Genomic DNA, 12,114 nt, shown 5'->3' on the forward strand with positions numbered 1-12,114 from the left:
GCCGGTCATAATGGGGAAAAAAGGGCTGATGACATGATCCGGGCGGTTGTGATGGCAGGGGGGGCTGGGACCCGTTTGCGACCTTTGACCTGTGACCTGCCCAAGCCGTTGTTGCCGGTGCTCAATCGTCCCATTCTGGAGCACAGCCTGACCTGGCTGCGGGGACATGGGCTAACGGAATTGGTGGTCACGCTGCACTACTTGCCGGATACGGTGCAGTCCTATTTCCAGGACGGTCGGGACTGGGGGGTGCAGGTGTCCTATGCAGTGGAAGAGTTGCGGCCCTTGGGGACGGCGGGGTCGGTGCGCCAGGTGTTGTCCCTGCTGCCGGAGACGTTTGTGGTGGTCAGCGGCGATGTGCTGACGGATGTGCATTTACCGGCGGCGATTGCCTTTCACCGGCAGCGGGGTGCCAAACTTACGGTGATCCTGACCCAGGTGCCGGACCCAGCCGAGTTCGGGGTGGTGGTCACCGATGGGGAGGGGCGGATTGTCCGGCTGCTGGAAAAACCCACGCCGGGGGAGGTGTTTTCCGACACGGTGAATATGGGGGCCTATGTGGTGGAGCCGGAGGCGCTGGCTTACCTGCCCCCGGACCAACCGGCGGATTTTGCCCAGGATGTGCTGCCTTACCTACTGGCCCAGGGGGAGCCGGTGTACGGCTTTGTGGCCAAGGGGTACTGGTGCGATGTGGGGAATTTGGAGCGCTACCGCCAGGTGCAGTGGGATGCCCTGACGGGTAAGGTGCATGTCTCCCTGGGGTACCGGCAGGTGCAAAACGGGCTGTGGCTGGGGGAACAGGTACGTCTGGACCCGACGGTGACCTGGGAGGGGCCGGTGCTGATTGGCCATAACTGTCGCATCGGGCCGGGGGTGCAGCTGGGAGCCGGGACGGTCATTGGCGATAACTGCCTAATTGAAAGCCAGGCGGACCTGAAACGTGCCGTGCTGCTCAATGGGGTGATCGTGGGGGAGGAAAGTCACCTGCGGGCCTGTGTGGTGGGGCGGGGCAGTCGCATTGGCCGGCGGGCGCAAGTTCTCGAGGGGGCGGTGCTGGGGCATCTGTGCCAGGTGGGGGAGGAGGCCTTAGTGCAGGAGCGCTGCCGCGTTTGGCCCGGCAAGTATATCGAACCGGGGGCCACGGTCAATACCAATCTCATCTGGGGCACGGGGGCGCGGCGGCATCTGTTTGGCCTGCGGGGGGTCTCGGGGCTGGCCAATGTGGACATTACACCGGAGCTGGCCATACGGCTGGGGGCAGCGTTTGGGTCCTGTTTGCCGCCGGGGGCCAAGGTGCAGGTCTCCCGGGACCAGCGCAAGGTTTCCCGCATGATTTCCCGGTCGGTAATCGCCGGGTTGATGTCCGTGGGGGTGCAGGTGCAAAACTTGGAGGCGACGGCGATTCCTGTTAGTCGCTTGGTGGCCCGCATGTCCCGTGTCGATGGGGGTATCCATGTGCGGCTGGACCCGGACCGGGTCGGCCATGTGCTGATCGAGTTTTTGGATAGCCAGGGGGTCAACATTTCTCCGGCTCTGGAAAAAAAGATTGAAGCGACGTTGGTGCGGGAGGAGTTTCGGCGGGCGGCCCTGGCGGATATTGGTGACATGGTGATTCCGGCGCGGGTGGTGGACTGGTATTGCGAAGCCTTTGAGGAGCAGTTGCAGGTGGAGGCCATCCGCCAATCCCGGGCTAGGGTGGTGGTGGATTACGCCCATGGGGTGTCGGGTGCTCTCCTACCGGAGTTACTGGTGCGCTACGGCTGCGACCCCCTGGTGCTCAACGCCAGCTTGCGGCAAACGCCTTTGACCCCCCAGGAGCGGGAGGCGTCGCTGCAACAACTGGGGCGGGTGGTGGAGGCGGTGCGGGCCCATTTGGGGGTGCAGATTTGGGCCAATGGGGAACGCCTGGTGCTGGTGGACGAAACGGGCCAAGCTATCCAGGGGTCCCGGTTGACGGCGGTGGTGATGGAGCTGGTGCTGGCGGGACAACCCCGGGGTGCGGTGGCGGTGCCGGTGACCACCAGCAGTCTGGTAGAGCAGGTGGCCCGACATCATGAGGGGCAAGTTATTCGCACCAAAGCCAACCCCACGGCATTAATGCGCGCCTGTCAGGAAAAACCCCGCCTTCTCTGTGCCGGCAGCGGCGAATTGGGATTCATCTTTCCCCAGTTGCACCCGGGGTTTGACGCCATGTTTACCACCGCCAAGTTGCTGGAGTTACTCACGGTGCAGGAGCGGTCCCTGGCCCAGATCAATGCCCATTTGCCAGTGGTGTTTTGGAAGTCGCAAACCATTCACTGTCCCTGGCGCCTAAAAGGAGCTTGGATGCGCCATTTACTGGAAACCCACACCCCCGACCTGCTGGATTTGACCGACGGTGTGCGCATTTTTCCCCAGGGCTACGACCCGGACCACTGGGTGTTATTTCTCCCGGACGCCACCGAACCCCAGGTGCACCTGGTGGTCAACGGCGTGGAGCGGGAATGGGTGAACCATTGGGGCCAGGAATACCGCCAGCGGTTGCACCAGTTTATGGCCGAATACCACCCCTAGTCACGACTGACCCGGTAATGGATGCGCCAGGGGGCGCCCCAGCGGGACCAGCTTTCCTTATTGAAAGGAGGCAGCCAGTGCCGGATCAACGCTTGCTCTAGGCGTTGGCGGGGGCGGGTTGCCCGGGGCACCTCCCAGTAAAAGGCCCAGTGGATGCGGGTGGGTATCCCCAAGCGGCGATGGACATCCAGGTAATGGCGCAAATAGACCTTGCAATCGTGATGGCCCTGCCAGCGGCGGCGGCTGTTGACCGTTTCCCCGATGTAGAGCACCAAGGGGGCGGCTTGATCCAGCACGAAATAGATGCAGGGGTCGCCCTGGCGAAAGCGCTGGGGGAAGCGAAAAAACCGGTCGCTTTCTGTTCCCAGGGTAAAGGGGTTAACAAGGGGCAAGGAGTTCCAGAAATCCCCCTGAACTGTAACTGCCTGGGCCTGCTGATGCTGAATAATGGCCTGTTTCCAAGCGTGCAATTGGCTAGGGGACCAATCGGGCGGCAAACCAGTGGGGTAGTAGCCAGGAGTACCCATGGCCCGCCACTGTTGCTGGTCAAACAGGGATAATTGGTCAGGTATGCTCACGGTCAGCCCCTAAAAGCCCTATGCTATAGTAAGGTCAAACCATGGGTAGGGGGATGAGGGGGGCAAGGCGATGGGGCTACTGGTTTTTAACGTTTTTCGCGGGCAATTGATTGATGTTATCGAATGGCTAGACAAGACCAACAACACGATGGTCTATCGGTTTGAGCGCTTTAACAATGAAATCAAACAGGGGGCCAAACTGATTGTCCGGCCTGGGCAAATGGCGGTGTTGGTCAACGAGGGGCAAGTGGCTGATGTCTTCGGCGAAGGGACTTACGAACTTTACACCCGCAATCTGCCCATTTTAAGCACGCTTATGGCCTGGCCCCACGGTTTCAATTCCCCCTTCAAAGCGGAGGTTTATTTTTTTAGCACCCGTAATTTCACCCATTTGAAATGGGGCACCCAGAATCCCATTACCCTGCGGGACAAGGATTTTGGGGCGGTGCGGGTACGGGCCTTTGGCACCTATGCCCTGCGCATCCAAGACCCCCGCGCCATGTTGGAGCAATTGGTGAGCACCGATGGCCTGTTTCAGGTTGAAGAAATCAGCCACCAAATCCGCAATGAAATCGTGTCGAGTTTTGCTAGCTGGTTGGGGCGGAGTCAAATTCCGGTGCTGGATTTGGCAGCCCAATATCGGGAGTTGGGGAACAAAGTGCGGGCTGAAATTCAACCGGACTTGGAGCGCTGGGGGATTGAATTAACTCAGTTACTGATTGAGAGCATTTCCCTGCCCCCTGAGGTGGAAAAGGTGCTGGACAAACGGACGTCCATGGGAATTCTGGGGGACATGCCGCAGTACGCCCAGTTCCAGGCGGCCCATGCTATAGAGACCATAGCCCAAAAACCAGGCGCCAGTCACCCGGCGGTGGATTGGGGCATGGGGTTAGCCATGGGGCAGCAGATTGCCCAGAGTATGCCCCCGCCGCCCCCACCCCCAGTCGTCCAATGGCATTTGTCCCGCCACGGGCAAACCTTGGGGCCATTTTCCCTAGATCAATTGCTGCAACAGGGGTTGACGCCGGATACCTACGTGTGGAAAGCGGGGATGGCTAGCTGGGCCAGGGCTGCCGAAGTGCCTGAGCTAGCCCAGCGTTTGTCGCCCCTGCCGCCCCCACCGCCACCGGCTTGAGATCGCGAGCAAACCATGACATCAGCAGTTCCGGCGTCCTTGAGTTGTCCCCAGTGCGGGGCGAAGGGGTTGGAGTTTGCCCCGGATACCCAGCAACTGGCCTGCACCTATTGCGGCTGGCGGGGGGAGGTGGACGTTGTGCAGGCGGCCATAACTGAGCACAGCTACCGGGACTTGCACAACTGGACGGCCCAAGCCCAGGGGGTGCTCGCTGCCCAGGAGGTGCCATGCCCCAGTTGCGGTGCGGTGACCACCTTTGACCCGACGCACGTGGCTGACCGCTGCGCCTTTTGCGGTACGCACTTGAATGTACAGCCCCGGTTGGCCAGTCCGGTGGTGGCGCCCCAGGCGGTGGTTCCTTTTGCGGTGGCCCGCCAGTCCATGGGCCAACGCCTGTTGCAATGGTTGGGGAAGAACTGGTTGGCCCCCAACGACTTGCAGCAACTGGCCCAACCGGAGCGTATCCAGGGGGTCTATGTGCCCTTTTGGACCTTTGACAGTCAGACCCGCACGTTTTACGTGGGGCAACGGGGGGAGTACGACTACCGGACGGAGCGCTACCAGGACAGCAACGGCCAGTGGCAAACGCGGCAGGTGCGGTACACCCGCTGGTATGACACCAGGGGCTGGGTGGAGCGCTGGTTCGACGACGTGCTGGTGGCGGCGACCAAATCCATACCGGCACCCCGGCTGGAGCGTTTGGTGGAGTTAGCCTATTCCCCTGGCGCCCTGAGACCCTATGACGACCGGTATCTGGCGGGCTATCGGGTGGAGCGCTACCAGGTGACGCCGGTGCAGGGGTGGGAACGGGCCCGGCAAAAAATGGACGCAGCGATTGAATCGGATATCCGTCGCGACATCGGTGGGGACGAGCAACGCATCCTCAAAAAAGACACCAGTTACGACGGGATTACCTTTAAGCACATCCTGTTGCCCCTGTGGTTATTCAGCTATCGCTACCGGGGACGGACGTATCAGGTCATCGGCTGCGGTATGACGGGGCGGGTCTTCGGCGACCATCCCATCAGCCGGTGGAAGGTGGCGGTGGCCCTTCTGGGAGCGGTGCTGGCGCTGGGACTGGGGATATGGGCCCTGCAGGTGCTGGAGTTTACCCCACAACCGCAGCCGCCTAGACCAGAGCAAACGTCGCCCGACTAAAATCGTGGACAGGGGGGGGACAGTTCTATGCACAAACTGGCGGAATGGGGTTTTGGGCCGGACTGGTGGCGTAACTCACGGGGGGAGTATTGGGTCATCGGCCAGGGGGTGGTGAGCCTGGGGTACCTGCTGTTGCCGGTCGTGCCTGTGGAGCCGTTTCCCCTGGCGCTGCGCTGGGCTGGGGCGACCCTGTTCGGCCTGATAGCCCTGGGGCTGGGGGGGGCGGGTTTACTGCATCTGGGGGAAAATCTCACGCCCTTGCCCCACCCCAAAGATACAGGTCAATTGGTCACGACCGGGGTTTATGGCTGGGTGCGCCATCCCATCTACAGCAGTGTGATCTTTTTGGCCCTGGCCTATGCCTGTTGGCGAGGGAGTTGGACCCACTTTTTGGGCACCGCCGGGTTGTTGCTGTTTTTTGACCGCAAAGCTGCCCAGGAGGAACGGTGGTTGCAGGAAAAATTCCCCACCTACCAAACCTACCGCCAGCGGGTGAAAAAACTCATCCCCGGTGTTTACTAGGGGCCAAGCTCCCTTCTGGGTGTCCCTCGGCAAGGTGCAGTCATCTACCTGACAACAGATACTTCCGCTTGGGCGGGTGAAGCGGCTTATTCACCTGTGTTGCCCTGGGTCATTGCTGGAACTGGTCGGACGCCGGTGATTCTTCAACCTGGGACTACAGACAGGCCATCAACTCAATGGGCAACCCATCAGCGTCCTGGATAAAGGCCACCTGGTAGCGCCGGGAACCGATGGTTTGCTCTGTAGGCGGTAATAAGACGGTGGGCGTTTCCCCCAACCGTTGCGCCAAGTCAGCTAAACATTGCGCCACATCCGGCACCAGCAACGACAGGTGGTAATACCCCACGTAGTGCTCGTCCCCAAAGGCATCCGGGGCGGGACGGGGCACCGGCACCTGTATCAGCTCTAAACGAGTCCCCCAGCCCTCTAACCAACAGGCCAGGGTGATGCCTGCGCTAAAGCGTTCCGTGACCCGAAACCCCAGGGCTTCATAAAAGGCAATGGCCCGGTGAATGTCCCCTGTGCGGATAGCAATGTGATGATATTGTCCTGTTGTCGTCATGAAAGTTCAGGGCCAAACGCCGTTATGGTTCTTCCCTTACACCAGTTTAGGGGTGGGCTGCGCTAGGGTGGAAAAGAGTGTGACCCGCAGAACCCATGACGGATTCGTTTGTCGCGCGTCATATCGGGCCTAGGCCGGCGGAACAGGTGGCGATGTTGCAGTTTTTGGGCTGCCGGAGCTTAGACGAGTTAATCGACCAGGTGATTCCTGCATCGTTGCGCACAAAAACACCCCTGCACTTGCCACCGGCCCAGCCAGAAGACCAGGCCCTGGCGACCCTGAAACAGATGGCCCGGCGCAACCAACTCTGGAAAACCTACATCGGCATGGGGTACTACGGGTGCATGACGCCGCCGGTGATCCAGCGCAACATCTTGGAAAATCCGGGGTGGTACACGGCCTATACCCCCTACCAGGCGGAAATTGCCCAAGGCCGGTTGGAGGCCCTGTTTAATTTCCAGACGCTGATTACGGAACTGACGGGGCTGGAGATTGCCAATGCGTCGTTGTTGGATGAGGCGACGGCGGCGGCGGAGGCGATGTTTTTGTGCTATCAAGCGCACCAGCAGCAGCGGCCGACGTTTTGGGTGGATGATCGGTGCTGGCCCCAGACGTTGGCGGTCCTGCAAACCCGCGCCCAGGCTTTAGGGATTGACCTGCGCATCGCCCCGGTGGAGGCTTTTGCCCTGGATGAGACGACCTGTGGTTGTCTGTGGCAGTCCCCCAATTGCTACGGGGCGCTGGTGTATCCGCCGGCGGTGGTGGCTCGGGCTAAAACCGTTGGGGCGCTGACGGTCATGGCGGCGGATGTTTTGAGCTTGGTGCTGCTGCAACCGCCGGGGGCACTGGGGGTGGATGTGGCCATCGGCAGTACGCAACGGTTGGGGGTGCCTTTGGGGTATGGGGGACCGCACGCGGCCTATTTCGCCACCCGGGAGGCCTACAAACGCTTGGTGCCGGGGCGGATTGTGGGGCTGTCGAAGGACCGGCTGGGACGACCGGCACTGCGCCTGGCGCTGCAAACCCGGGAGCAACATATCCGGCGGGAACGGGCCACCAGCAATATCTGCACGGCCCAGGTGCTGTTGGCGGTAGTAGCCAGTATGTACGCGGTCTATCACGGACCGGAGGGACTCCGGCGCATTGCGGAGGAGATTCACCAGAAAGCGCGGGTGCTGGCAGAAGGGTGCCGGCGGTTGGGCTATCGCCTGCGGTCTTCGGTGTTTTTCGATACGGTGTTTTTAGAATTGGCCCCCCACCAGCGCCAAGACCTGCAACGGCGTTTTACCGAGGCCCAGATCAATCTGAATTGGTTTTACGAAGACGGGGTGGGCATCAGCCTGGACGAAACGACGACTTGGGAGGATGTGCAACAGCTCCTGGCGCTGCTGGGGGGAATGGGGGAGGCACCCTTGGATGTCAAGGAGTTGTTGGGGCAGCTGGGGGATGACGATTTGGCGCCCTGGCGACGTAAGGACACGTTTTTGCGGCAGCCGGTGTTTCACCAGTACCGGTCGGAGACGGAGTTTTTACGGTATGTGTGTCGCCTGGAGCGGCGGGATTTGTCCCTGACCACGGCCATGATGCCCCTGGGGTCCTGCACGATGAAACTCAATGCCACCAGTGAACTGCTGCCGATTTCCTGGCCGGAGTGGAATCAGATGCATCCTTTTGTGCCCCTGACCCAAACCCAGGGCTACCAGCAACTGTTGCAGGAGTTGGCGGCCTGGCTGGGGGACATCACGGGGTTGCCGGGGGTGTCGTTTCAACCCAATGCGGGTTCCCAAGGGGAATTGACGGGGTTGCTGGTGATCCGCCAGTACCACCAGCGGCGGGGAGAAGGGCACCGGCGGGTGTGTCTGATTCCCCAGTCGGCTCACGGGACGAATCCGGCGAGTGCGGTGATGGCGGGGTTACAGGTGGTGCCGGTGGCCTGTGACGCCCAGGGGAATGTGGATGGGGAGGACCTGCGCCGCAAGGCCCAGCAGTATCGCCACGAGCTGGCCGCCCTGATGCTGACCTATCCTTCGACGCACGGGGTGTTTGAGCCGGCGGTGCAGGAGCTGTGCGCCATCGTCCATGACTGCGGGGGGCAGGTGTATTTGGATGGGGCGAATTTGAATGCGCTGGTGGGCCTGTGCCGGCCCGGGGAATTGGGGTTCGATGTGTGCCATGTGAATTTGCACAAGACCTTTTGCATTCCCCATGGGGGCGGGGGACCAGGGATGGGGCCAATTGCGGTGGCGGAACATTTGCGGGATTTTCTGCCGACCCATCCGGTGATGCCGGTGGGGGGTTCCCAAAGCATCGGTACGGTGGCGGCAGCCCCCTGGAGCAGCGCCAGTATCCTGCCGATTTCCTGGATGTATATCGCGCTGATGGGGGCAGAAGGGCTGACCCAGGCCACTAAAGTGGCGATTCTCAATGCCAATTACCTGGCCCAACGGCTGGACCCCTATTTCCCGGTGCTGTATCGGGGTAAAAATGGTTGGGTGGCCCACGAGTGCATCCTGGATCTGCGCCCCTTGAAGGCCCAGACCGGGGTTGACGTGGAGGATGTGGCCAAGCGGCTGATGGACTACGGCTTCCATGCGCCGACGGTGTCCTGGCCGGTGCCGGGAACGATGATGGTGGAACCGACCGAAAGCGAGTCTCTGGCGGAATTGGACCGCTTTTGCGAGGCGATGATTGGCATCTACCATGAGGCGATGGCCATTGCCCGGGGGGAAGCGGACCCCAAGGACAACGTGCTGAAGAATGCCCCCCATCCGGCGGAGGTGTTGGTGGCGGATCACTGGCCGCACGCCTACAGCCGGGAACAGGCAGCTTATCCGGTGCCCCGCCTACGCACCTCCAAGTTCTGGCCACCGGTGGCCCGCATTGATAACGCTTACGGCGACCGGCATTTGGTGTGCAGTTGCCCCCCTATGGATGCCTACCCCCTGGGTTGAGGTACTGGTGGAGGCGCCAGGGACAGCGGCGGTGCTGACCTACAGGGCGGAGGAAGCCCAGCCGGGGGATGTGGTTCAGGTGCCCCTGCGCTCACAAACGGTCCTGGGACTGGTGCTGAACTGGGTGGAAACTTTGCCGCCGGAGGTGTCGCCGGAGCAGATCAAACCCGTCACAGCGGTGGTCCATCGCCAGTTGTTCCCCCCGGATTATGTACCCCTGCTGCACAAGGTGGCGGATTACTACCAGACCCCTTTGGCGGCGGTGTGGCGCTTGGCCCTGCCACCGGGGGTTTTTCGGCGCGGTCAGACCCGCATCCGGCTCCAGGTAACAGAAGCTCCCCCCCAGCTTTCGGCGACAGCTCAGCGGGTCTGGGACCTGTTGCGCCAGGGCAGCGGAGATTACAGCCGCCGCTATCTGGAACGGCAGGTGCCGGGCTGCCGGCGTGCCCTACGGGAGTTGCTCCGCAAAGGGGTCGTCGCTTCCTACTGTGTGTTCCCCCCGGCGCCCCGGACCCAGTACCGGACGTGGGTGACGCTGGTGGATGAAAACGCTGTGCCCCTGACGCCGGCGCAACAGCGGGTGGTGGACTGGCTGCATTACCAAGGGGGTGCGGCCTGGTTAGCAGACCTGCAACAACAGGTGAAAACCAGCGCTACAACGCTCCAGAAACTGGAGGCCCTGGGGATGATTGCTTTGCACCAACGGCCTTGGCTGCGGCGAGAAAGGCACGTCGTTGCCCCCGACCAGCCCCCCACCCTGACGCCGGCGCAACAACAAGCTGTGGAGCATATCCGGCAAGCCCTAGAGGCGAAAACTTTTACGGAAATCCTGCTCCATGGGGTCACGGGTTCCGGCAAGACAGAGGTGTATTTGCGGGTGATTACTAACGTCATCCGGCAGGGGAAACAGGCGCTGGTGCTGTTGCCAGAAATTGGTCTAACGCCCCAGTTAACCGACCGGTTCCGGGCGCGCTTGGGGGACCGGGTGTGGGTCTATCACAGTGGGTTGTCCGACGGAGAGCGCTACGACACCTGGCGGGCCATTTGGCAGGGGGAAGCGGCGGTGGTCATCGGCACCCGCTCGGCGGTGTTTGCCCCTTTGCCGCGCCTGGGATTAATCATCCTGGACGAGGAGCACGACCCCAGTTTTAAGCAGAGTCAGATGGCCCCCTGTTACCACGCCCAGACGGTGGCCCGCTGGCGTGCCCAAACGGTGGGGTGCCCTGTGGTTTTGGGGTCGGCAACCCCCAGCGCCGAAACCTGGCAGCGCCTGGCCGGCAGCGTCCATCACCTGGTGTTGCCGGAGCGGATTCCCCCCCGTCCTTTGCCGCCAATTCACCTGGTGGATATGCGGGTGGAGTTGGCGCAAAACAACCGGTCCCTGTTCAGCCGGGTGGTGCAGGAGCGGCTAAGCGCTCTGGCGGCCAAGGGGGAACAGGCCATCGTGTTTGTGCCGCGCCGGGGCCATAGCACCTTTGTGTCCTGCCGCGCCTGTGGCTATGTACTGATGTGTCCCCGCTGCGATGTGTCCTTGACCTATCACCAGGAACACCCGGAGCACATCCCCGCGCTCTATTGCCACTACTGCAACTGGCGCCAGGGGGTGCCCCCGCGTTGCCCAAGCTGTGGGTCGCCCTATTTCAAGCACTTTGGCTGTGGGACGCAGCGGGTGGTGCAAGAACTGCGGCGGCTGTGGCCCCAGTTGCGGGTGTTGCGCTATGACCGGGATAGCACCCGCACTAAGGAGGCCCACCGTACCATCCTGACCCAGTTTCAGCAGGGGCAGGCGGATGTGCTGGTAGGGACCCAGATGCTCACCAAGGGCCTGGACCTGCCGCGGGTGACGTTGGTGGTGGTCCTGGCGGCCGATGGCCTGTTGCATCTGGCGGACTACCGGGTGCAGGAACGCGCGGCCCAAACGTTGCTCCAGGTGGCGGGGCGAGCAGGTCGCGGCGAACAACCGGGGGAGGTCATTATCCAGACCTACTGCCCCCAGCATCCGGTCTTACAGGCGGTGTGGGCCTATGATTACGGGGGGTTCCTGGTCCAGGAGTTGCAGCAGCGCCGGGAGCTGGGGTATCCGCCCTGGGGTCGGTTGGCACTGTTGCGCTGGAGCGGGCGCGACCAGGTCCGTGTCCAACAGGTGGCGGAACAAATGGCCGCGGCCTTACCGCAGGGACCTTGGGAGTGTTTGGGGCCGGCACCGGCTTTTATCCCCCGCTTGGCCGAGCGCTACCGCTGGCAGTTGCTCCTAAAAATGCCCGACGTCGCTGCGCCCTGGCCCGATTTCCGTTTTTTGCTGCGCCGGTGCCCCCCCGATGTGCAGTTGCTGATTGACGTGGACCCCTGGGAACTGCTCTAGCGGGTCGTCAACCCCTGCTGCAACAGGTTGAGAACTTGGGACAAGTTACCCTGCGACAGCGCCACCCCATCCAACCAAAGTCCGGCAAAAAAACCGACTTTTGAGCACGCCCTGGGCATTGGGTTCTTGACGTTGATAGGTCCAGGTCCCTGCTTCCCCCACAAATTCCTGCTCCAGGGTTCGCCAGACCATTGCCTAGGGTGTGACCAGACTGTGGGGACGACTGTGACTGGTTGCCCGCACCGGCGACGCCCTATAACCACCCCTTCGATGAGTTCCGCTTTCACCTGGGG

8 protein-coding genes are annotated in these 12,114 nt (G+C 61.9%); 6 read left to right on the top strand and 2 right to left on the bottom strand.

Going from position 1 to position 12,114, the window contains the following annotated elements:
- Window positions 1-33 precede the first annotated feature (33 nt).
- Window positions 34-2,553: a mannose-1-phosphate guanyltransferase gene (locus tag Q6L55_07010; protein MEN9258459.1), complete on the top strand. Its 2,520-nt coding sequence runs from the start codon at window positions 34-36 to the stop codon at window positions 2,551-2,553.
- Here the strand turns inward: Q6L55_07010 and Q6L55_07015 are convergent.
- Window positions 2,550-3,131 carry a GIY-YIG nuclease family protein gene (locus tag Q6L55_07015; GenBank protein MEN9258460.1) on the bottom strand — a complete coding sequence of 194 codons (582 nt, stop codon included), beginning with the start codon at window positions 3,129-3,131 and terminating at the stop codon, window positions 2,550-2,552. The two genes, Q6L55_07010 and Q6L55_07015, sit on opposite strands and share 4 nt — an antisense overlap.
- A 70-nt stretch (window positions 3,132-3,201) precedes the next feature.
- On the opposite strand from Q6L55_07015, the gene Q6L55_07020 reads away from it, so the two are divergent.
- The 3 genes from Q6L55_07020 to Q6L55_07030 are packed head-to-tail and all read left to right on the top strand — an operon-like array spanning window position 3,202 to window position 5,946.
- Window positions 3,202-4,266: an SPFH domain-containing protein gene (locus Q6L55_07020; protein MEN9258461.1), complete on the top strand. Its 1,065-nt coding sequence runs from the start codon at window positions 3,202-3,204 to the stop codon at window positions 4,264-4,266.
- A 15-nt stretch (window positions 4,267-4,281) separates the two neighbouring features.
- Complete coding sequence (locus Q6L55_07025) at window positions 4,282-5,424, top strand: hypothetical protein (protein ID MEN9258462.1); 1,143 nt, start codon at window positions 4,282-4,284, stop codon at window positions 5,422-5,424.
- Window positions 5,425-5,451: 27 nt separating this feature from the next.
- Window positions 5,452-5,946, top strand: a complete 495-nt coding sequence (locus tag Q6L55_07030; protein ID MEN9258463.1) for an isoprenylcysteine carboxylmethyltransferase family protein — start codon at window positions 5,452-5,454, stop codon at window positions 5,944-5,946.
- A 154-nt stretch (window positions 5,947-6,100) separates the two neighbouring features.
- Here Q6L55_07030 and Q6L55_07035 read toward each other — a convergent pair whose 3' ends face one another.
- Window positions 6,101-6,508 (bottom strand): VOC family protein, encoded by a 408-nt coding sequence (locus Q6L55_07035; GenBank protein MEN9258464.1) that lies wholly within the window; start codon window positions 6,506-6,508, stop codon window positions 6,101-6,103.
- A gap of 95 nt (window positions 6,509-6,603) precedes the next feature.
- Between Q6L55_07035 and gcvP the strand changes: the two genes are divergently transcribed.
- Window positions 6,604-9,459, top strand: a complete 2,856-nt coding sequence (gcvP, locus tag Q6L55_07040; GenBank protein MEN9258465.1) for an aminomethyl-transferring glycine dehydrogenase — start codon at window positions 6,604-6,606, stop codon at window positions 9,457-9,459.
- Window positions 9,440-11,821, top strand: a complete 2,382-nt coding sequence (priA, locus tag Q6L55_07045) for a primosomal protein N' (protein MEN9258466.1) — start codon at window positions 9,440-9,442, stop codon at window positions 11,819-11,821. The genes gcvP and priA overlap by 20 nt, the downstream gene beginning before the upstream one ends.
- The last annotated feature ends 293 nt before the right edge of the window (window positions 11,822-12,114 follow it).

The sequence above is a fragment of the Gloeomargarita sp. SRBZ-1_bins_9 genome (assembly GCA_039794565.1).
In the GTDB taxonomy this organism is placed as follows: domain Bacteria; phylum Cyanobacteriota; class Cyanobacteriia; order Gloeomargaritales; family Gloeomargaritaceae; genus Gloeomargarita.

Coding starts and splice junctions, on each gene's coding strand:
- Q6L55_07025 (MEN9258462.1), top strand. CDS start 4,282: ATGACATCAGCAGTTCCGGCGTCCTTGAGTTGTCCCCAGTGCGGGGCG.
- gcvP (MEN9258465.1), top strand. CDS start 6,604: ATGACGGATTCGTTTGTCGCGCGTCATATCGGGCCTAGGCCGGCGGAA.
- Q6L55_07030 (MEN9258463.1), top strand. CDS start 5,452: ATGCACAAACTGGCGGAATGGGGTTTTGGGCCGGACTGGTGGCGTAAC.
- priA (MEN9258466.1), top strand. CDS start 9,440: ATGCCTACCCCCTGGGTTGAGGTACTGGTGGAGGCGCCAGGGACAGCG.
- Q6L55_07010 (MEN9258459.1), top strand. CDS start 34: ATGATCCGGGCGGTTGTGATGGCAGGGGGGGCTGGGACCCGTTTGCGA.
- Q6L55_07020 (MEN9258461.1), top strand. CDS start 3,202: ATGGGGCTACTGGTTTTTAACGTTTTTCGCGGGCAATTGATTGATGTT.
- Q6L55_07035 (MEN9258464.1), bottom strand. CDS start 6,508: ATGACGACAACAGGACAATATCATCACATTGCTATCCGCACAGGGGAC.